Source organism: Micrococcaceae bacterium Sec5.8 (assembly GCA_039636775.1).
In the GTDB taxonomy this organism is placed as follows: Bacteria; Actinomycetota; Actinomycetes; order Actinomycetales; family Micrococcaceae; genus Arthrobacter.
Genome location: CP143429.1, coordinates 3,763,299 through 3,783,159, shown reverse-complemented (window position 1 = coordinate 3,783,159; position 19,861 = coordinate 3,763,299). Strand labels below are relative to the sequence as shown.

The 19,861-nt window shown below is 66.2% G+C and carries 18 protein-coding genes; 11 read left to right on the top strand and 7 right to left on the bottom strand.

What is annotated here, in order from left to right; all coding sequences use genetic code 11:
* Positions 1 to 77 precede the first annotated feature (77 nt).
* From VUN84_17440 to purB, 3 genes are all read right to left on the bottom strand, one after another.
* Complete coding sequence (locus tag VUN84_17440) at positions 78 to 581, bottom strand: GNAT family N-acetyltransferase (protein XAS64040.1); 504 nt, start codon at positions 579 to 581, stop codon at positions 78 to 80.
* Positions 582 to 675: 94 nt separating this feature from the next.
* Complete coding sequence (locus tag VUN84_17435; GenBank protein ID XAS64039.1) at positions 676 to 1,341, bottom strand: histidine phosphatase family protein; 666 nt, start codon at positions 1,339 to 1,341, stop codon at positions 676 to 678.
* Entirely contained in the window at positions 1,338 to 2,780 is a 1,443-nt protein-coding gene (gene purB, locus VUN84_17430; GenBank protein ID XAS64038.1) for an adenylosuccinate lyase, read from the bottom strand. The genes VUN84_17435 and purB overlap by 4 nt, the downstream gene beginning before the upstream one ends.
* A gap of 158 nt (positions 2,781 to 2,938) precedes the next feature.
* Between purB and VUN84_17425 the strand changes: the two genes are divergently transcribed.
* The gene (locus VUN84_17425; protein ID XAS64037.1) at positions 2,939 to 3,283 is read left to right on the top strand and encodes a hypothetical protein; all 345 of its coding nucleotides are present in this window, start codon (positions 2,939 to 2,941) and stop codon (positions 3,281 to 3,283) included.
* Positions 3,283 to 4,716 carry a hypothetical protein gene (locus VUN84_17420; protein ID XAS64036.1) on the top strand — a complete coding sequence of 478 codons (1,434 nt, stop codon included), beginning with the start codon at positions 3,283 to 3,285 and terminating at the stop codon, positions 4,714 to 4,716. The genes VUN84_17425 and VUN84_17420 overlap by 1 nt, the downstream gene beginning before the upstream one ends.
* On the opposite strand, the gene VUN84_17415 is transcribed toward VUN84_17420, so the two are convergent.
* On the bottom strand, positions 4,667 to 5,053 hold the full coding sequence (locus VUN84_17415) for a phage holin family protein (GenBank protein ID XAS64035.1): 387 nt from the start codon (positions 5,051 to 5,053) through the stop codon (positions 4,667 to 4,669). The genes VUN84_17420 and VUN84_17415 overlap by 50 nt on opposite strands.
* Positions 5,054 to 5,137: 84 nt before the next feature.
* Here VUN84_17415 and VUN84_17410 point away from each other — a divergent pair, with 84 nt between their 5' ends.
* The 5 genes from VUN84_17410 (at position 5,138) to VUN84_17390 (ending at position 12,046) form a co-directional block, all read left to right on the top strand.
* Positions 5,138 to 6,256: a histidinol-phosphate transaminase gene (locus tag VUN84_17410; protein XAS64034.1), complete on the top strand. Its 1,119-nt coding sequence runs from the start codon at positions 5,138 to 5,140 to the stop codon at positions 6,254 to 6,256.
* Positions 6,257 to 6,403: 147 nt separating this feature from the next.
* A complete protein-coding gene (locus VUN84_17405; protein ID XAS64033.1) occupies positions 6,404 to 7,651 on the top strand; it encodes a thiamine pyrophosphate-dependent dehydrogenase E1 component subunit alpha in 1,248 nt (415 codons plus the stop codon).
* Positions 7,651 to 8,631: a transketolase C-terminal domain-containing protein gene (locus VUN84_17400; protein XAS64032.1), complete on the top strand. Its 981-nt coding sequence runs from the start codon at positions 7,651 to 7,653 to the stop codon at positions 8,629 to 8,631. The genes VUN84_17405 and VUN84_17400 overlap by 1 nt, the downstream gene beginning before the upstream one ends.
* A 74-nt stretch (positions 8,632 to 8,705) precedes the next feature.
* Complete coding sequence (locus VUN84_17395; protein XAS64031.1) at positions 8,706 to 10,199, top strand: dihydrolipoamide acetyltransferase family protein; 1,494 nt, start codon at positions 8,706 to 8,708, stop codon at positions 10,197 to 10,199.
* Between the two features lie 248 nt (positions 10,200 to 10,447).
* Positions 10,448 to 12,046: an AMP-binding protein gene (locus tag VUN84_17390; GenBank protein XAS64030.1), complete on the top strand. Its 1,599-nt coding sequence runs from the start codon at positions 10,448 to 10,450 to the stop codon at positions 12,044 to 12,046.
* Positions 12,047 to 12,072: 26 nt separating this feature from the next.
* On the opposite strand, the gene VUN84_17385 is transcribed toward VUN84_17390, so the two are convergent.
* The 3 genes from VUN84_17385 to VUN84_17375 form a co-directional block, all read right to left on the bottom strand.
* On the bottom strand, positions 12,073 to 12,504 hold the full coding sequence (locus VUN84_17385) for a universal stress protein (GenBank protein XAS64029.1): 432 nt from the start codon (positions 12,502 to 12,504) through the stop codon (positions 12,073 to 12,075).
* A gap of 51 nt (positions 12,505 to 12,555) precedes the next feature.
* Positions 12,556 to 13,848, bottom strand: a complete 1,293-nt coding sequence (locus VUN84_17380; GenBank protein ID XAS64028.1) for a PLP-dependent aminotransferase family protein — start codon at positions 13,846 to 13,848, stop codon at positions 12,556 to 12,558.
* A gap of 136 nt (positions 13,849 to 13,984) precedes the next feature.
* The gene (locus VUN84_17375; GenBank protein ID XAS64027.1) at positions 13,985 to 14,548 is read right to left on the bottom strand and encodes an NADPH-dependent FMN reductase; all 564 of its coding nucleotides are present in this window, start codon (positions 14,546 to 14,548) and stop codon (positions 13,985 to 13,987) included.
* A 125-nt stretch (positions 14,549 to 14,673) separates the two neighbouring features.
* Between VUN84_17375 and VUN84_17370 the strand changes: the two genes are divergently transcribed.
* From VUN84_17370 to VUN84_17355, 4 genes are all read left to right on the top strand, one after another.
* Positions 14,674 to 15,270 (top strand): TetR/AcrR family transcriptional regulator, encoded by a 597-nt coding sequence (locus VUN84_17370; protein XAS64026.1) that lies wholly within the window; start codon positions 14,674 to 14,676, stop codon positions 15,268 to 15,270.
* Positions 15,271 to 15,629: 359 nt separating this feature from the next.
* A complete protein-coding gene (locus VUN84_17365) occupies positions 15,630 to 16,616 on the top strand; it encodes an ABC transporter permease (GenBank protein XAS64025.1) in 987 nt (328 codons plus the stop codon).
* 2 nt (positions 16,617 to 16,618) lie between these two features.
* Complete coding sequence (locus tag VUN84_17360; protein XAS64024.1) at positions 16,619 to 17,581, top strand: ABC transporter permease; 963 nt, start codon at positions 16,619 to 16,621, stop codon at positions 17,579 to 17,581.
* Positions 17,578 to 19,830, top strand: coding sequence for an ABC transporter ATP-binding protein (locus tag VUN84_17355; GenBank protein XAS64023.1), 2,253 nt, complete (start codon positions 17,578 to 17,580; stop codon positions 19,828 to 19,830). The genes VUN84_17360 and VUN84_17355 overlap by 4 nt, the downstream gene beginning before the upstream one ends.
* Positions 19,831 to 19,861 lie beyond the last annotated feature (31 nt).

Genomic DNA, 19,861 nt, shown 5'->3' with positions numbered 1-19,861 from the left:
GATCGACAAGCAGGAATAGCCGGCTTCGTGCGCGCTAACGGGGCGTGAACATCCAACGCCGTCGGGCGCCCGAATCCTCAGGCCATGGCCGTGTGGGCGGCGCTGTGCGAATCAATGGCTTTCGTGTAGCAGTAGGAGTGGTCCACGCCGATGTACGGCCCGAAGTTCGGCACCGGAACGAAACCTGAGTTCTCGTAGAACTGCCGGCCGTCAGTCTGTACCGAGCCGGCCTCCGCGGTGATGGAGGTGATGCCGAGGGCATGGGCATGCGCTTCCAGGGCGGCCAGAATGGAACTGGCCACTCCGGATCCGCGGGTGTACGGCAGCACATACAGTCGTTTGATCTCGGCGGTGTGCGCGTCAAGGAGGCGCAATCCCCCGCAACCCACCGGTTGGCCCGACGCCTTGTCGTGGGCGACGAGGAACACGGCAGTGTCGGCCCCCGACGGCGGCGGGCCGGGCTCGTGGTCGCTGGAGCCGAAGCGGGCATCGAGCTCGGCCTGCTGGGCTGCGCGGAGGTCCGCGCCCACCGGGTTGGCCCAGGTCACTTGCCGGATGTTGAGCCGCGGGTTGGTCTGCATGGCTGCCTCGATTCGCCGAAGGATGATGCAGACCAACGCTAGGGTGCGCCGGTTTCGGCAGTGTTTCCTGCGCGTTAGCGTCCGGAGAATTCGGCTACAGCGTGCGGCCGGTGGGGTCCTCCGCCGTCGGGTCCACCAGGGCCAGGCCGCCCACGGGGCTGTCGTCCCAGTGGATGAGCCGCCAGCCGGCATCCGGATCTCCTTCCAGCGCCACGATGCCGGTGTTGGCAAGGACGTGGCGGGCGGCGAAGCCCGACTCCACATTGGTGGCCCGGAGGCCCGCCCAGACACGGATCGCAGCCCCGTGGCTGACGACGGCAGCCGTCCCGGCGCCGCTGCCTGCTGCTGCGGCAACCCGGGCGATGGAGGCGTCGAAGCGTTCGAAAAACTCATGCCCGCTGGGCCCGGCCGGCATCCGGCGGTGCAGTTCCCCGGCCGCCCAGCCAAACACGGTGCCCAGGTAGCGCACGTGCGATTCCTTGTCGTTGAGCTTTTCCAGCGATCCGGCCTCGATCTCCTGCAGGCCCTCCAGCACCTCGACGCCCAGTCCGCGGGCGGCCGAGAGCGGCGCGGCGGTGATCTGGGTGCGGATCAGGGTGGAAGCGTACAGAAAGTCGATCTGCTGATCCCCCAGCGACCGCGCCAGGGCGGCCGCCTGCCGCTGGCCGAGTTCGGTCAGCCCGGGGCCCGGGTGGGCGGTGTCCAGCTGGCCCAGGACGTTACCCGGGGTCTGGCCGTGGCGGATCAGCAGGAGCCTCATGCCAGGTGGTCCACCAGCTTGTCCGCGATGCCGGTGTACTTGCCGGGGGTGAGCGCCAGCAGCCGGGCTTCAGCGTCGGCGGACAGGCCCAGGCTCTGGACGAACTCCTGCATCCGCACCGCATCGACGCGCTGCCCGCGGGTCAGGTCTTTGAGCCGTTCGTAGGGGTTCTCCATGCCCTCGACGCCGGCGATGGCCTCGGCGCGCATGACCATCTGGATGGCTTCGCCCAGGACTTCCCAGTTGGTGTCGAGGTCCGCGGCCAGGACGTCCCCGGCGACCTTGAGCCGGTCCAGGCCCTTGGCCACGTTGGAGATGGCGAGCAGGGAGTGGCCGAACGCCACGCCGATGTTGCGCTGCGAGGAGGAGTCGGTGAGGTCGCGCTGCCATCGGGAGGTCACCAACGTGGAGCCCAGGACGTCCAGCAGCCCGGAGGAGATCTCCAGGTTGGCCTCGGCGTTTTCGAAGCGGATCGGATTGACCTTGTGCGGCATGGTGGAGGAGCCCGTGGCGCCTGCGACCGGGATCTGCACGAAGTAGCCGATCGAGATGTAGCTCCAAACGTCCGTGCAGACGTTGTGCAGGATCCGGTTGAACCGTGCGACGTCGGCGTACAGCTCGGCCTGCCAGTCATGGCTTTCGATTTGCGTGGTCAGCGGGTTCCAGCCCAGGCCCAGGCCCTCAACGAAGCTCCTGGCGACCTGTTCCCAGTCGGCGCCGGGGATGGAGGCCACGTGTGCGGCATAGGTGCCTGTGGCGCCGTTGATCTTGCCGAGGTATTCGGTCCGGGCGATGCGGTCCAGCTGGCGGGTCAGCCGGTGCGCGCTGACGGCCAGTTCCTTGCCGAGCGTGGTGGGAGTGGCCGGCTGGCCGTGGGTGCGGGAGAGCATGGGCACGGCGCGGTTGTCCTCGGCCATGGCAGTGATCTGGGAGACGAGCTTCCGGGCGGCGGGCAGCCAGACGTCCTCGACGGCGCCCTTGATGCCCAGGGCGTAGGAGAGGTTGTTGATGTCCTCGGAAGTGCAGCCGAAGTGCACCATGGCGGTCAGGCGTTCGATGCCGATGCCGGGCAGGCGGCGGCCGATGTAGTACTCGACGGCTTTGACGTCGTGCACAGTGACGGCTTCGATGTCTGCCAGTTCGGCGACCGAGCCGGCGTCGAATTCAGTGACGATGGCGCGCAGTTTCTGTTGCTGCTCCGCGGACAGCGGTCCGGCACCGGGGAGCACGCTGTTGCCGGTCAAGTGGATGAGCCATTCAACTTCGACGGCGACCCGGTCGCGGTTGAGGGCGGCCTCGGAGAGGTAGTCGACCAGCGGCGCGACGGCGGGCTGGTACCTGCCGTCCAGCGGGCCGAGCGCGACCGGTTGTGGGGACGCGGCGAGGGCAAGGCGTCCGGACGGCGTGCGGGTATCAGCTGGAGCAGCAGTTTCAGGCATGCCCCGATTCTTTCACGAAGTCCCGCCGGGCCTTAAGTGTGCTGAACCATGTGACTTCCGGGTGGTCCGCCGAAGCGGCTCCCGCTGCCGCGGCCGGTTATCCACATGGTGGCGCGGGGGGCTTCAGCCCGCTTGTGCGGATCCCTAACGTCGGTGTTATGACCAGCAGGACAGGGCGGACGAGTGCGGAGGCCGGCGCCAGTGTGGCGGCGGGTGACGTGCTGGCCTCCGAGGCCGCTGCCTGTGCCTCGCGCAGTTATGAGGTCCAGCAACTCGCCGCCCGGGTGGCTGCCTGCGCAGACCGGACTGATGCCGAGCTGGCCCGCCTGTCCGGCGTCGAGTTGCAAAGCTGGCAGAGCCCGGCCGGCCGGGCCTACCGGGCGTCGCTGTCCCTGCACGCCGCGTCCCTTCGCCGGGGCACCGCGGCCCTGCAGGACGCCGTGGCTGCTGTGCTCCGGCACGGCAGTAACGTCGCCCTCTCCTCGATAAAGCCGGGCTACTGATGGCTGAAGCGTCACCGGCAGGCTCCGGGGCAGCACCGGTTCCTGCCGCGCCGGTGGACGGCGTGTTACAGATCCGGGGCGGCGTGGGGGGACTCAGTTTCCAGTTCGAGGAACTCCTGGCCGGCGCATCGGCGCTGGACGGGATCGTGCACGAGCTGGCGATCATTGAAGTGGAGGCCGACCGCGTGCGCCGCGCCCTGTTCCCGTACCAGTTCGACTCCTACTCCACCGGAAGCGCGGCGATCACCGCTGTTGGGGAGGCGGGGAGGGCGATCGGCAGCGTGCGGATGAAGCTGGAGCGGCTTTGCCGCGACGTGCGGGCCAGCCACCGGGACTACGAGTCCGCCGAAGCCCGTAACACCCTGCTCCTGCGGATTGGCCTGACCGGGGCAGGGTACTGGCCCCTGCCGCCTCTCCTTGGTCTGCCTCCGATCACTGTCCGGGACACGGTGGAGGATGGACTATCCTGGGCGCCGGCCGGGGTGGCGTTACTTCTCGGCCTCCCTGCCGGTGTCGCTGCGGCAGGATTGGCGGGTGCGTCTGCCAGCGTCCGATCCTCCATCCGCGCTCTGGCTGCGGTGCCGGAACTGGACTTCCTGCGGCCCCGCTCCGTCCGGATCACCGGCAGCGAACGCCGCATTGAGGAGGTCGACGTCTCACCGGCCGGGCTGCTGCTGCGCGCTGAGGCGGTCGGACGGACCAGCGGTGAGATCGAGGTCCTGGAATTGGGGGAGCGCCCACACCGTGCCTGGGTGGTGGTCATCCCAGGGACGCAGCTGGACGGTCTGCCGCAGGGCAGCAATCCCTTTGACACCGCCGGCATCGCCGAGGGTCTGGGCTTCGACTCGAGCGAGACCGGCGCGGCCATCCGGGAAGCCCTCGCGCAGGCGGGCGCCGAGTCCGGCGACCAGGTGGCCGCCGTCGGCTACAGCCAGGGTGGCATTCACGCCATGAACCTTTCCCGGGATAAGGCGTTCCTCGCCGACTACGATCTCAGGTTCGTCCTTACGGCTGGTTCGCCGGTGGGTGCGATCGAGCCGGCAGCCGGAACCAGCAGCCTTCACTTGGAACACGAACAGGACTGGGTGCCCGGAGCCGATGGTATGCCCAACCCGGACACGAAAGACCGGGTGACCGTCACCGTGACCACTCCGATTCCGGGACACGAGTGGCTGGAGCGCGGCCTGGGGCCGGGACACGACGCGGCACGCTACGCCGAGGGCGCCCGGGAGATCAGCGCCAGCAGGAATCCGTCGCTTGAGGCCTCGACCGCCGCGCTCACGGCCGTCGTCGGCGCGGGCGGGACGGCCGGGGTGACCCGCTTCTCGCTCCGCCGGGAAACCAGGGGCTCAACGCGGCGGGCACTGGCCCCGGCCCCGGGGCCTAGCGGTCAAGCGCGGGAAGAGCGCTGGCCACCAGGGACACTGCGCTGATAATGAGGGCAGCGAACACCGCTGTCCAGAAGAAAGAGTCGATGGTGAAGTTCACAGCCGTGTAACTGCTGATCCAAGCCGTCAAATAAAGCATTCCCGCGTTGATGACAATCGTGAAAAGGCCCAGGGTGAGAATGGTGATCGGCAGCGAGAGCAGGCTGATGATGGGCTTGACGAAGGCGTTGACGAGGCCGAAGATCAACCCGATGAAAAGGTAGCCCAGGGCGGTGTTGAGCGCGCCGTCGCCGGCAGTGGTGATATCCAGGCCGGTCAGGATCCAGCACGCTACGGCCAGGGCCAGCGCGTTGATGATGACTCGTACGATAAATGAGCGCATGGGCCCATGCTGTCACACGCCCGGTGGCAGCGGCAGGGGCCATATACCCCTACCCGGGCAGTTGGCCGACGTAGGCTAGAGGGCATGACCTCATCAGAGAACACGGCAGGGGGCACCAGGCCCCGTCCGGTGGTAGACCTTCTTCCCCGCTACGCGGCCGGCAAGCCCCCGGCCCCCGTCGAGGGCCTGGCCAGCTACAAGTTGTCCTCCAACGAAAACCCGCTCCCGCCGATCCCTGCAGTGCAGCAGGCCATCGCGGCGCAGACGGACTTCAACCGCTACCCGGATCCGCTCAGCAGCAAGCTGCGAAGCGCGCTCGCCGGTTTCCTGGACGTTCCGGCCGAGGACATTGTCACCGGCGCCGGAAGCCTCGGAGCCCTGAACCAGCTGCTTGCCACGTTCGCCGGGCAAAACGACGATGGCAAGCCTGACGAGGTCATCTACGCCTGGCGGTCTTTCGAGGCCTACCCCATCAGCGTGGGACTCGCCGGCGCAGACAGTGTGCAGATCCCCCTGACCGCGGACGGCCGGCACGACCTCGATGCCATGGCGGCCGCGGTGACCGCCCGAACCAGGGTGATCCTGCTGTGCACACCCAACAACCCCACCGGCCCCATCCTGACCGCAGAGGAAACCGAACGCTTCCTCCGGACCGTCCCGGCCGACATTGTGGTGGTCATCGACGAGGCCTACCAGGAGTTCGTCCGCGACGGCCAGGCCGTGAACGGCATCGAGATGTACCGGAAATACCCCAACGTTGTGGTGCTGCGCACCTTCTCGAAGGCACACGGACTCGCCGGGCTGCGGGTGGGCTACAGCGTGTCCAACCCCGACCTCACGCAGCATCTGCGGGTTGCGGCCACCCCCTTCTCCGTGTCCCAGATCGCCGAGACGGCAGCAGTCACCTCGCTGAAGCACTTTCATGAAGTTGTAGAAAGGGTACAAAGCCTGGTGGACGAACGGGACCGGGTCACGTCCGCGCTGCGGGACCTGGGCTGGTTCGTGCCGGCGGCGCAGGGGAACTTCGTCTGGCTCAATCTCGGCGCCGATAGCGCCGAATTCGCGGCTCTGGCGGGGGAGCGGGCGCTCTCGGTCCGCGCTTTCGCCGACGAGGGGGTGCGGGTCAGCATAGGGGAAGCGGAAGCCAACACGCGTTTCCTGGAGCTCTGTGCGATCTATACAAAACCTCCGAGGCGTTCCTAGCACTTGTCATGACGGCCGCGGCCTTCCGGCTGCGGATAAAGTAAGGACCAGTAAGCCAAAATATATGCTGGCCTGGGAATGCATGTCCGTCCCGGCATATATCCCAGCGATTGCGGCGTATTCGGATGCGGCAGGCAAGGAGACGGTATGGGCGCCACACATCTGCCCTCTACCGAGTTCGATGGAACCGATATTGAAGACCGGCAGGAAGCTGCGGCCGAGGCCCGCATGGGGGCTCCAGCCGAGCCCATGGTGCAACTCCTCGCCCCTGACGGCACGCTCGGAACTGACCCCGTGTTCTCGGTTTACGCCGAACGTCTCACTACGGAGAAGCTGCGCGGATTTTACGCCGATATGGCGAAAATCCGACGCTTCGACGTGGAAGCAACGGCACTGCAGCGCCAGGGCCAGTTGGCGTTGTGGGTGCCGCTGACCGGCCAGGAGGCAGCCCAGATCGGCTCCGGACGGGCCAGCCAGCCACAGGACTATATCTTTCCCACGTACCGTGAGCACGGCGTTGCCCTGACCCGCAACGTGGACCTGGCTGAGCTGTTGCGCCAGTTCCGGGGAGTGTCGAACGGGGGCTGGAACCCCAAGGACACCAACTTCCACCTCTACACCCTGGTCCTCGCGGCCCAGACACCCCATGCGGTGGGCTATGCGATGGGCATCCAGCGTGACCAGAAGCTCGCAGCTTCGACCGCTCTTGCGGGGGCAACCCCCGCTCAGCCGGCGGAGCCCAACGCGGCCGTGATGGTCTACTTTGGCGACGGAGCAAGCTCCGAGGGCGACGTCCATGAGTCCATGGTCTTCGCCTCCTCGTACAAGGCGCCGGTGGTGTTCTTCTGCCAGAACAACCACTGGGCGATCTCGGTCCCCAGTTCCGTGCAGACCCGCGTTCCGCTCGCCGACCGGGCCAAGGGCTATGGGTTCCCGGGAATCCGGGTGGACGGAAACGACGTCGTGGCGGTCCATGCCGTCACTGAATGGGCGCTGGAACGGGCCCGTCGGGGCGAAGGCCCGGTGCTGATCGAGGCGTTCACCTACCGCGTCGGCGCGCACACCACCGCTGATGACCCCACGAAGTACCGGGAATCCGCCGAAGAGAGCCGGTGGCGTGCCAAAGATCCGCTCGACCGCCTGGAAAAGTACCTGCGCGCCGAGGGGCTCGCCGGCGATTCGTTCTTCGAGCAGGTGCGGGCCGACGGTGATGAACTCGCCGCCTACGTCCGCAAGACCACCCATGACCTCGAGACGCCGGACATCCGGACCGCATTCGCCAACACCTACGTGGAGGCCCACCCGCTGGTGGCAGAGGAGCTGGCCTGGTTTGAGGAGTACAGCGCGGGATTCGCCGACGACGCAGCAGTCCCGGCGGAAGGTGCCACTAACTGATGACCACCATGACCATAGCCAAGGCCATTAACGAAGGTCTTCGCGCGACGCTGACCAACAACCCCCGCGCCCTGCTCATGGGCGAGGACATCGGTCCCCTCGGCGGCGTGTACCGCGTCACCGACGGGCTTATCGCGGAGTTCGGTGCAGACCGCGTCGTGGACACCCCGCTGGCGGAGTCCGGCATCATCGGGACCGCGATCGGCCTGTCCCTGCGTGGCTACTTGCCCGTCTGCGAAATCCAGTTCGACGGCTTCGTCTTCCCGGGCTTCAACCAGATCACCACCCAGCTGGCCAAGATGCATGCACGCAGCAACGGCAACCTGACCGTGCCCGTCGTCATCCGGATCCCCTATGGCGGCGGCATCGGCTCGATCGAGCACCACTCCGAGTCCCCGGAGGCGCTGTTCGCCCACACCGCCGGCCTGCGGATCATCACCCCGTCCAACCCGCACGACGCCTACTGGATGATCCAACAAGCTGTCGACTGCCAGGACCCTGTGATTGTCTTCGAACCGAAGCGCCGCTACTGGCTCAAAGGTGAGGTCGATACGGAATCCCCCGGAACCTCGGCAGACCCCTTCAAGGCCCACGTGCTCCGCGAGGGGACTGACGCGACCGTGGCGGTGTACGGCCCGTTGGTTCCGGTGGCCCTGGCAGCGGCCAACGCCGCCGCTGAAGACGGCCGCAGCATCGAAGTGGTGGACCTGCGCTCCATCTCACCGATCGACTTCGACACCGTCACAGCCTCCGTTAAGAAGACGGGCCGGCTGGTGGTGGCCCACGAGGCGCCCACCTTCGGTGGAATCGGCGGCGAAATCGCGGCCCGGATCAGTGAACGGGCCTTCCACTGCCTCGAGGCACCTGTCATCCGCGTCGGAGGCTTCCATATGCCCTATCCCGTAGCCAAAGTGGAGGAGGACTACCTCCCCGACATCGACCGCATCCTTGAGGCGCTGGACCGTGCTTTCTCGTACTGATTCCGGCCGCTCTTGCTGACTGGCATCTTCCTCCGACCGCTTCCCGCTGAGGCGCTATCTCCAACAAGGACAACATGACTCTCCACAAGTTCAACCTTCCCGATGTGGGCGAGGGACTGACCGAGGCCGAGATCGTCGCCTGGAAGGTCAAGCCCGGCGACACGGTGGCCATCAATGATGTCCTGTGCGAGATTGAGACCGCGAAATCCCTCGTTGAACTGCCCTCACCCTTCGCCGGAACGGTCACCGAGCTGCTGGTCCCCGAAGGCCTGACAGTCGACGTCGGAACCCCGATCATCAGCGTCAGCGACGCCGTGCCCTCGGACGCCGGTACCGCCCCGGCTGCCGATGCCCCTATGTACGGAACACTCACACCGGACACATCCGACGCCGGCGAGCATGATGGTCGTCCGGCCGGCGGTCCTCTCGTGGGTTCCGGGCCCAAGGCGGATGCGGTCAAGCGCCGTCGGCGGATCGCCTCCGCGACGGCCATGCCCGCCGTCTCGACGGCCCCTGCTGCTGCCCCGACCCCGGCTGCCGAGCAGGCGGGGGTGGAAAGCCAGAACATCTGGATCAGCCCGGAGCCGGTCGCCGCCGCTGAACAGCCGTCGCCGGCCGGGCCGGCCGATCAGCGGCCCACCCTCGGTGGCGCCATCACCGGCCTCGTCAGCAGGGTCCTGGCCAAGCCGCCCGTGCGGAAAATTGCCCGTGATCTGGGCATCGACCTTGCCGACGTCGTCCCGACGGGCGCCCGCGGCGAAGTGACCCGCGAGGACCTGGTGAGCTACCAGGCGCAGCGCGACGCAGAACTGGACCAGGCGGATACTTTCTGGGGCAAAACCGGCCGTCCGAATGAACAGCGGATTGAGCGGATTCCGGTCAAGGGGGTCCGCAAAGCCACGGCGCGGGCCATGGTCGAGTCGGCCTTCGCGGCTCCGCACGTCAGCATTTTCGTCGACGTCGACGCCAGCCGGACCATGGAGTTCGTCAAGCGGCTCAAGGCCTCCCGCGATTTCGAAGGGATCAAAGTATCCCCGCTGCTGATCCTGGCCAAGGCGGTCATTTGGGCCGCGGCCCGCAACCCCAGCGTCAATGCAACCTGGGTGGACAATCCCGACGGCAGCGACTCCGCCGAAATCCACGTCAAGCACTTCCTGAACCTCGGAATCGCCGCAGCCACGCCGCGGGGACTGATGGTCCCGAATATCAAGAACGCCCAGGACCTTTCGCTCAAGGAGCTTGCCCTGGCCTTGAACGAGCTGGCCACCACCGCGCGTGCAGGAAGGACCCAGCCGGCCCAGATGCAGGGCGGGACACTGACCGTCACCAACATCGGTGCCCTCGGCATCGACACCGGCACGCCGATCATCAACCCCGGGGAGGTGGCAATCGTGGCTTTCGGCACGATTAAGCAAAAGCCCTGGGTGCTGGACGGCGAGGTCATTCCGCGCTGGATTACCACGCTCGGAGGCTCCTTCGACCACCGTGTGGTCGACGGGGACCTCTCGGCACGCTTCATGGCCGACGTCGCGGCGATCCTGGAAGAGCCCGCCCTGCTGCTGGACTGAGATTCCTCCGGACCCGCGCCGACGCGACGTTCCTGCCCGGTTACTGCGGGGCTGTCCGCCGGGATTCCCTCGAATTTCCGGGGTATACCGGGACGTCGGCGGCTTCCTGCCGCGGGCAACTGGGCGGGAGCGTCGTTCCCCGGCCAGACGAGGGCGCGGAAACGGGTCCTGTCCGGAACGGCCCCTGCGGCACTAGAGTGGCACCAGCCGCCGCCAGCCGGGCGGACGCGGATCAAAGGAGATGTTGCGTGTTCTCAAGCCCGTTCCCCGACGTGGAAATTCCCAACGTGAGCCTGTACGAGTACCTCTTTGGTGGCCTGAAGGAGGCAGACCTGGACCGGGTGGCCCTCGTCGACGGCGGCAGCGGTGCGGAGACGAGCTACCGGACGCTCGTGGCGCAGATCGACGCGCTGGCCGGAGCCGTCGCCGCCCAGGGCCTGGGCGTCCACGGTGTCGCCGCGATCCTGTGCCCCAACGTGCCGGCGTTCGCGGTCGTGTTCCACGGACTGCTGCGGGCCGGTGCCGCTGTCACCACCGTCAACTCGCTGTACACAGCGGATGAGATCGCCCTACAACTGGCAGATGCCGGTGCGGAATGGCTGTTCACCGTGTCCGCATTGCTCCCCGCCGCACGGGAAGCTGCCGCACGGGCCGGGATACCGGCGAGCCGGCTTGTTGTGCTCGACGGCGCCGACGGCCACCCTTCGCTCCGGGACCTCCTCGCCGCGGGTGCGCCGGCGCCCGAGGTCCGTTTCGATCCGGCAACCCATGTGGCTGTGCTGCCGTATTCTTCCGGTACCACCGGCCGTCCCAAGGGTGTCATGCTCAGCCACCGGAACTTGATCGCGAACGCCGAGCAGTCCCGCGGCCTGCTCAAGGTCGCCCCGGAGGACCGGCTCCTTGCGTTGCTGCCGTTCTTCCACATCTACGGGTTGACGGTGCTCCTGAATCTGGCGCTGCGGCAACGTGCCTGCCTGGTCACCATGCCGAAATTCGAACTCGCTGAGTTCCTGCGGATCATTCAGGACCAGAAATGCAGCTACCTGTTCATCGCCCCACCGGTAGCTGTGGCGCTGTCCAAACATCCAATGGTGGCCGATTACGATCTCAGTTCCGTGCACACGACTCTTTCCGGCGCGGCCCCGCTGGACGGCGAACTCGGTGCCAAGCTGGCCGAGCGCCTTGGTTGCCGGGTGCTGCAGGGCTACGGCATGACCGAGATGAGCCCCGTCTCGCATCTTATTCCGGTGGATGCTGCAGGTGTGCCCGTGAGTTCAGTGGGCTACACCGTTCCGAACATGGACTGCCGCCTGGTGGATCCGGGAACCGGGGAGGAAATCGAATTTCCTGCGGAGGGCACCAGCTTGCCCGGGCATCTGCTGTGCCGTGGGCCAAACGTCATGCTCGGCTACCTCAACCGGCCGGGGGAAACCGCGGATACCCTCGACCCGGACGGCTTCCTGCATACCGGTGACATCGCCACCGTCCGTGCCGACGGAGTCGTGACGATTGTGGACCGGCTCAAGGAATTGATCAAGTACAAGGGCTACCAGATTGCGCCGGCAGAGCTTGAGGCGCTGCTCCTGACCCACCCCGGCATCGCGGACGCCGCCGTGATCGGAACCTCCGACGCCGATGGCCAGGAAGTGCCGATGGCGTTCGTGGTGCGCCAGCCCGGGGATGAGGGCGCGCGGCTGGACGAGTCCGCGGTGATCGACTATGTGGCGGCCAAGGTGGCACCCTTCAAGAAGATCCGCCGGGTGGAGTTCATCGACGCCGTGCCGAAATCCTCCTCAGGCAAGATCCTGCGCCGGATGCTTAAGACGGCGGGGGCGCCGACCGGATAGGCCCGGGCCGCGCCCCCTGGCTCCGCCTAGTCGGTGGCGTCCGTTTTGGCGATGTAGACATCGCAGGGGGCGTTATGGGCCACGGAGTTGGCCACGGAGCCGAGGACGCGGCCCAGACCCTTCATCCGGCGGTTGCCGACCACGATCAACTGCGCGCCGGTGCGGGCAGCTTCCTCAATCAGGGCCTCAGCGGGCTTGCCGCGGCCGGCGGCGTAGGTGACGTTCAGGGCGGGCGTACGGAGGCTGTCGGCGACGCTGCGGGCCACCTTCTCGGCGTTGCCGGCGTCGGAGACGATCCACTCGTCGCTGCCGCTGCCGAACACCTCGGTCCTGTCGCTGTCGAACGCGCTGACCACATGAAGCGTGGCTCCCAGCGACGTGGCCAGATCGCGGGCCGTGTGCGCGGCTCTTAAGGCAGTCTCGCTGCCATCGACGCCGACAACAATAATTCCGGTCATGAATGCTCCTTGGGTCAACGAATAGGGGCGGCCGTGGGCCAATGGTTCAGGCTACCGCGCCGCGACGGCTTCCTGCAGGACCGGCGCCAGCCGCCGCACGCCTTCGCGGATGGAATCGGGCGCGACGGCGCTGAAGGCGAGCCGGATTTTGTTGGACGGCTCATCCGAATGCGTGAACGCCGCGCCCGGAATAAAGACCACCCCGGCATCGATCGCCTTCTGCAAGAGCGGGTAGGTGTCCACGTCTTCGGGCAGCGTCACCCAGACGAAGAAGCCGCCCTCCGGCCGGGTCCAGGTCAGACCCGGCGGCATGAATTCCTCCAGCGCGGCCAGCATCGCGCGGCAGCGCTCCTCGTAAAGCCCCCGGTATGTCTGAATCTGCCCGCGCCAGTCGTAGTCCCGAAGGTAGGCGGAAACGAGCATCTGGTTCAGCGTTGGCGGGCACAGCGTGACCGCTTCCGACGCCAGGTAGTAGCGGCGCTGAAGGTGCGCGGGGACGAGGGCCCAGCCGATCCGCAGGCCCGGGGCAAAAATCTTTGAAAAGGAACCCATGTAGATCACGTCGTCCGGGTTGTCAGCCCGCAGCGGGGTGAGAGGCTGGCCGTCGAACCGGAGCAGCCCATAGGGGTTGTCCTCCAGAACCAAAATATTCGCGTTGCGGCATATATCGACAACCTGCTGACGCCGCTCCGCCGACAGTGTGATGCCGGAAGGGTTGTTGAAACTGGGGATGGTGTAAAGAAACTTGATGCTTTTACCGGCCGTCTGCAGGGCGGCGATCTTGGCCTCGAGGAGGTCCGGGATGATGCCGTCCGCATCCATGGGCACGGTGGCCACCTGCACCTGGTAGGCCTCAAACGTGTTGAGCGCGCCGACGTACGTGGGATCCTCCACCAGCACCACGTCGCCAGGGTTGCAGAAGACTTTGGTGGCCACGTCCTGGGCGGACTGCGAGCCCGCGGTAATCACCACATTCTCGGGCCTGGCATCAAGAATTCCTTCCTCGGCCATGACCTCGCAGATCTGGATGCGGAGTTCTTCGGTGCCCTGGCCGCTGCCGTACTGCAACGCGGTCAGTCCGTGGTCCGCGATGATCCCCGCAGCCGTCTTGCCCAGCCGGTCCAGCGGGAGCGACTGCAGGTAGGGGCTGCCGCCGGCCAGCGAAACAAGGCCGGGGCGCATCGAAATGTCAAAGACGTCGCGGACTGCTGATTGCTTGATATTTGCTGCGCGCTCCGAGAACAGTAACTCGTGGCGGTGGGCGGACGTAGCCGCACGTTCGATTGCGTCAATTGCCTCGGCCGGAAGAACTTCTGCGGCGGCGTCAAGTGTTTCGTGGGTCACATGTCCAAGAATACAACCGTTGTTGCCGAGCGGAAAACTTTTGTTGCGGTGCTGGCTGTTGGACCCGTGGCCCCTTCGGACGCGGAACACCCCCGGACGCTTGGCGGCGCCGGGGGTGTCGGGTAACCAGGTGGGGCTACGCGGCGGAGACGGAGCGGGATTCTTCCAAAACTTCGAAGACCGCCTTGATCTGTTCCACAATCTCGGCGTCATCTTTCGGGTGGGTCTCGGCAAAGCGGACCAGGGAGCTGGGGACGGCCATCTTGACATCCTCGAGGACCCGGGCGCCGGCAATTCCGACGGCCTTGCGGGCCTCGTCCTGGGCCCAGACTCCGCCGAACTGGCCGAAGGCCGTACCGACGACGGCCGTCGGCTTGCCGCTCAGGGCGCCGGCGCCGAAAGGGCGGGACAGCCAGTCAATGGCGTTTTTCAGCGACGCGGGAACCGTGCCGTTGTGCTCCGGGGTGACCAGCAGCAGGGTGTCGGCGTCGTTGGCTGCAGCGCGCAGTGCGGCGGCGGCGGCGGGGACCTGGCCTTCGACGTCGATGTCCTCGTTGTAGAACGGGATGTTGCCGAGGCTGTCGTGGATGAGGACTTCCATCTGTTCCGGGGCGTTGAGCTGGAAGGCTTCGGCCAACTGCTGGTTGGTTGACCCGGCGCGCAGGCTGCCGACCAGGGTCAGAACGGTGTTCTTGGACATGTGAACTCCTTGGTGTCGCGCCGCCGATGCTTGTGCGGCTGGCTAATACGTGAGGCCTTTGATGGCCTTCTCCCATAAAAACGGACTGCGGTCCGCTTCTATTCCCTGCCGCTAGAATGTGCCCTGTGAGCTTGATCCCCATCCGGCCCGGCGCAGAGCCCGAACGCCGCGACGCAGCCCGGAACCGCGAGTTGTTGCTCGGTGCCGCCCGTCAACTTGTCGACGAGTGCGGTGCGGACGGGCTGACCATGGGCACCCTGGCCCAGCGGGCCGGTGTGGGCAAGGGGACGGTATTCCGTCGGTTCGGCAGCAGGGCAGGACTGATGATGGCGCTGCTCAGCGACGCGGAGGCCGGATTCCAGGGAAGGTTCATGTTCGGGCCGCCGCCGCTCGGCCCGGGCGCGGAACCTCTGGCACGGCTCATCGCCTTCGGTGAAGAGCGGATCGGCTGGGTACTGGAATTCGGCGAGCTGGCCAGGGCTGCGGACGTGTCGGCTTACAACCGCTTCGACGTCCCGGCAGCCGTGCTGTGGCACCGGCATCTTGAGATGCTGCTGCGGCAGGCGGGTGTTTCGGCGGACCCCTGGTTGATGGCCACCTCGCTGAGTGCCGTCCTGGAGCCGGAGCGGATCCTGCATGCCGTCCGGGTGCACCAGATCACCCCGGATCGACTCGCCGCATCGTGGCGGGAGCTCGTCTCGCGCGTGGTCCGGGGCGCCTAGCTTTCGGCGATCGCCCGCCCGCCGGTGCCGGATCCATTGCCCCGAACCAATGGTAACGATCTGATACCTGACTCCAGGAATGCCGCAGGAGAGCGTCGGCCCGGTGGATCCATGTGATAGTTTCCTCTGGAATGTGACCCGCAACATAGTCCACCAGGACTCGCCGAAAGGTGTGCGGGCGGCCAGATACCCGCTGGCCAAGATCCCGGATCGGCGGCGGTAACCCCCTGCCGGAGGGGGACTACGGAAGGATCCAGTCGTGAATCTTAATGAGAATCCAGCATCCGGCGCGGCCGTAGCGGCCCCGCCGGCAGCGGCAGACGCCGCGCAGACAACGGCGATCCAGAACTAGTCGTCCCATGCTCCGATACCTTGGCAAGCGTGCCATCACGTACGTATTCATGATCTTCCTGACCACCACGGCCGGATACTTCCTGGCCGTGAACACCCTGCAGCCTGCACTGCTGGAGCAGGAACGGATACCGCGGCCCACCCCCGAGCAGGTGGCCAACTCCTTCCGGCTCAAGGGCCTGGACCCGCACCTGAGCCCATGGGAACGCTACGTGGACTGGCTGACGGCCATCGTCACCCGCTGGGACTGGGGACGCAGCCCCAACGGCGCGTTCATCAACGCCGAGTTCGGTGACCGGGTCTGGATTTCCACCCGGCTGTTTCTGGCCTCCATCGTCCTGACGCTCATCATCGGTGTCGCGCTCGGTGTGTACACGGCAGCGCGCCAGTACAAGGCCTCGGACCGGATCATCACCTCCTACAGCTACCTCGTGTACATCGTGCCCGCGCCGATCGCCTACTTCCTGGTCCAGCTCGGTGCCATCAACATCAACGAAACAGTGGGCGAGCGCATCTTCTTCGTCACGGGCATCTCCACTCCGGGGATGGACGGGGGCGGCTGGGCGCAATTCACTGACATGCTGGCCCACTATGCGGTGCCGACCTTCGCCATCACCATCGTGGGCTGGGGCACCTACCAGATCGCCCAGCGGCAGTACCTCCTGGACAACGTCAACGCCGATTTCGTCCGGACCGCACGGGCCAAGGGACTGACCCGCAACCAGGCCATCAGCCGGCACGCACTGCGGGTGTCCTTCATCCCCGTGGCGCAAAGCATCGCCTTCACCATTCCCGCCATCTTCGCCGGCGGCTTTTTCGCGGAGAAGATCTTTGCCTGGCACGGCGTTGGTTCCTGGAGCATCGACGCGATCGCCCTGCAGGACGTCAATGCCGCGACGGCGACCCTCGCCTACGGCTCCGTGATCTTCGCGATCGGCGCGATCCTCGCTGACTTCGCCACCACCCTGGTCGACCCGAGAGTGCGGGTGCAGTAAGCATGACAAACCTCAACGCCATCGATCCCGCCGCGGTCGCCAGCGAAGCAAAGATCGAGAACAACGACGTCGTCATCGCGAAGTCCTCGATCATCCTCCGCCGCTTCCTGCGCAACAAGACTGCCGTGGCCGGCCTGATCATCTTCCTCGCCCTGACGCTGTTCTCCTTCGTGGGTGGCATTTTCACCAGCTGGGACAAAGAAACGATTGATCCGTTCAACATCGGGATGCCGCCGTCGGGCGAACATCTGCTGGGCACCTCCCAGGCCGGGATTGACCTTTATGCCCTGACCGTGGAGGGCACCCGGATTTCAATCCTGATCGGCCTCGTCGTCGGCTTGGTCTCGGTCCTGATCGCCGCCGTCTACGGCTGCACCATGGCCTACTTTGGCGGCAAAGTGGACAAGGTCATGCTGTTCGTCCTTGAAGCGCTGATCATGATGCCGGCGCTGCTGGTCGTGGCCGTCGCCACGAGCGGCGGCGGCAACGGGCTGCAGAAGTCCCTGCCCAGCTGGCTCCTGCTGATCATCGTCCTGCTGGTCTTCAGCTGGATGGGCACCGCCCGGCTCATCCGCTCGCTCTCGATGTCCCTCATGACGCGCGACTTCGTAAAAGCAGCCCAGTACATGGGGGTCCCGCCGCGGCGCATCGTCTGGCGTCACCTCGTCCCGAACATCGGTTCGCTGCTGGTACTGGACATCACCCGCGGCATCACCGGCGCGATCCTGGCCGAGGTTGCCTTCTCCTTCATCGGCATCGGCATCAAGGTCCCGGACGTCAGCCTGGGCGTGCTGATCGGGCAGGCAACCTCCCAGGTTTCCACGTTCCCGTGGATGTTCTGGGTCCCGCTGACCGTCATGTTCCTGCTGACCGGGTCCCTTGCCATGATGAACGACGGCCTGCGGGACGCGTTCGACCCTAGCTCCAGCTCCGTCGGCAGCGCCAAAAAGAAGAAGACCAAATGAGCCACGAAATGACCGCCAGCGCCGAGTCCGCCGACTTCTCCACCGCCGAGCGCCTGCACACCGCAGGACTGTACGCCCCCGGGGACGCGGTGCTCTCCGTACGTGACCTGAACGTCCGTTTCAACACCGAAAACGGGGTGGTGCACGCCGTCCGAGGCATCGACTTCGACCTTCATGCCGGCAAAACGCTGGGCATCGTCGGGGAGTCCGGGTCCGGAAAATCCGTGACCTCGATGGCAATCATGGGCCTGCTGCCCCCGACCGCGGAAATCACCGGTTCGGTCCGGCTGCAGGGCACGGAACTGCTGGGTCTCAGCGACAAAGCGATGTGCCGGTTCCGCGGCAAAGACATGGCCATGGTCTTCCAGGACCCCCTGTCGTCGCTGACCCCGGTCTACACGGTGGGCAACCAGATCATCGAAGCCCTCACGGTCCACAACCCGACCATGAGCAAGCAGGCCAAGGAGGCGCGCGCCGTCGAGCTCCTTGGCATGGTGGGCATCCCCAGTCCGAAAGACCGTCTCAAGGCCTTCCCGCACGAGTTTTCCGGCGGCATGCGCCAGCGCGTCATGATCGCCATCGCGATCGCCAACAACCCCCGCGTGCTCATTGCCGATGAGCCGACCACGGCGCTTGATGTCACGATCCAGGCGCAGGTCCTCGAGGTCCTGCACACGGCGCAGGAGGAAACCGGCGCCGCCGTCGTCATGATCACCCACGACCTCGGCGTTGTGGCCGGCATGGCGGACGACATCATGGTGATGTACGCCGGCAAGCCGGTGGAGACCGGCAGCGTCGATGACATCTACTACAACCCCCGGATGCCCTACACAATGGGCCTGCTGGGCGCGGTACCGCGGGTCGATAGTGCCGAAAAGTCCTCGCTGATCCCGATCGAAGGCATTCCGCCGAACCTCATCCACACCCCCACCGGGTGCTCATTCGCGCCGCGCTGCCCGCTTGCCAGCGACTCCTGCCTGCACGGGGAACCCGAGTTGTGGCCTGTCGCCGGAATCAACCCGAACGCCGGTATGCCGCACCGGGCCGCGTGTATCAAGACAGACTCCCTGGGCCTTGAAGTGGACGTTCGCGAAGTCTTCCAGGCCCCGGCCATCCCTGTGTCACGCTTTGACGCGATTCCCCGCGACGAGCGCCGGACTGTGCTGGAGCTCAGGGACGTCAAGAAGCACTTCCCGTTGATGAAGGGTGCCCTGATCAAGCGCCGGATCGGCACGGTCAAGGCCGTGGACGGGCTGAGCTTTGATATCCGCGAGGGCGAGTGCTTCTCGATCGTCGGTGAATCAGGCTGCGGCAAGACCACCACCCTGCTGGAAATCATGGAGTTCCATAAGGACCAGGACGGCGAGGTGGTCATTGGCGGCCTCAGCAACAAGGAAGCCTCCGACGCCAAGACCAAGAGCGCCATGCGCAAAGAACTCCAGATGGTGTTCCAGGACCCCACCGGCGCCCTCGACCCCCGCTTCACCGTCTTCGAGGTCCTGTCCGAGCCGCTCGAGAATGCGGGCATGTCCAAACCCCGGATCCGGGAGCGGATCATGGAGCTGATGGAGCTCGTGGGCCTCCAGCCGGACCACGTCAACCGGTTCCCCAACCAGTTCTCCGGCGGCCAGCGCCAGCGCATCGGCATTGCGCGCGCCCTCGCCGTGAACCCCAAATTGGTGGTCCTGGACGAGCCGGTGTCGGCGCTGGACGTGTCCGTTCAGGCCGGTGTGATCAACCTCCTGGACAAGCTCCGCGCCGAACTCGGGCTGAGCTACCTGATGGTGGCCCACGACCTGTCCGTGGTCCGCCACATCTCCAACCGCGTGGCGGTGATGTACCTGGGGAAGATCGTGGAAATCGGGGACGTGGACCATGTCTTCGACAACCCGCGCCACCCGTACACCCGGGCTCTGCTCTCTGCGATCCCGGTCCCGGACCCTGCCCTGGAACGCACCCGGGAACGGATCATCCTGCAGGGGGACCTTCCCTCGCCGCTGGAGGCTCCCAAGGGCTGCAACTTTGCCACCCGCTGCCCGGTCTTCGCGGCTCTGCCGCCGGCCAAGCAGGAGAAGTGCCTGACCCTGGAGCCCCCGCTGGAACCGGTCCGGTCCTCCACCGCGGGGCAGATCCTTGAGCCCGGCCCGGCGCCCGATCCCGACCAGGGGTTCGCCTGCTTCTACCCCGACGGGGAATTGAACGAGGACATGCTGGTGGTCCACGAACCGGCCGGACATGATGCCCCCTAGATTTTTACGACCCACCACTAGCACCACCACT

Excerpts from the sequence above, each read along its gene's own strand:
- VUN84_17440 (XAS64040.1), bottom strand. The coding sequence starts at position 581 with ATGCAGACCAACCCGCGGCTCAACATCCGGCAAGTGACCTGGGCCAAC.
- VUN84_17435 (XAS64039.1), bottom strand. The coding sequence starts at position 1,341 with ATGAGGCTCCTGCTGATCCGCCACGGCCAGACCCCGGGTAACGTCCTG.
- purB (XAS64038.1), bottom strand. The coding sequence starts at position 2,780 with ATGCCTGAAACTGCTGCTCCAGCTGATACCCGCACGCCGTCCGGACGC.
- VUN84_17425 (XAS64037.1), top strand. The coding sequence starts at position 2,939 with ATGACCAGCAGGACAGGGCGGACGAGTGCGGAGGCCGGCGCCAGTGTG.
- VUN84_17420 (XAS64036.1), top strand. The coding sequence starts at position 3,283 with ATGGCTGAAGCGTCACCGGCAGGCTCCGGGGCAGCACCGGTTCCTGCC.
- VUN84_17415 (XAS64035.1), bottom strand. The coding sequence starts at position 5,053 with ATGCGCTCATTTATCGTACGAGTCATCATCAACGCGCTGGCCCTGGCC.
- VUN84_17410 (XAS64034.1), top strand. The coding sequence starts at position 5,138 with ATGACCTCATCAGAGAACACGGCAGGGGGCACCAGGCCCCGTCCGGTG.
- VUN84_17405 (XAS64033.1), top strand. The coding sequence starts at position 6,404 with ATGGGCGCCACACATCTGCCCTCTACCGAGTTCGATGGAACCGATATT.
- VUN84_17400 (XAS64032.1), top strand. The coding sequence starts at position 7,651 with ATGACCACCATGACCATAGCCAAGGCCATTAACGAAGGTCTTCGCGCG.
- VUN84_17395 (XAS64031.1), top strand. The coding sequence starts at position 8,706 with ATGACTCTCCACAAGTTCAACCTTCCCGATGTGGGCGAGGGACTGACC.
- VUN84_17385 (XAS64029.1), bottom strand. The coding sequence starts at position 12,504 with ATGACCGGAATTATTGTTGTCGGCGTCGATGGCAGCGAGACTGCCTTA.
- VUN84_17375 (XAS64027.1), bottom strand. The coding sequence starts at position 14,548 with ATGTCCAAGAACACCGTTCTGACCCTGGTCGGCAGCCTGCGCGCCGGG.
- VUN84_17365 (XAS64025.1), top strand. The coding sequence starts at position 15,630 with ATGCTCCGATACCTTGGCAAGCGTGCCATCACGTACGTATTCATGATC.
- VUN84_17360 (XAS64024.1), top strand. The coding sequence starts at position 16,619 with ATGACAAACCTCAACGCCATCGATCCCGCCGCGGTCGCCAGCGAAGCA.
- VUN84_17355 (XAS64023.1), top strand. The coding sequence starts at position 17,578 with ATGAGCCACGAAATGACCGCCAGCGCCGAGTCCGCCGACTTCTCCACC.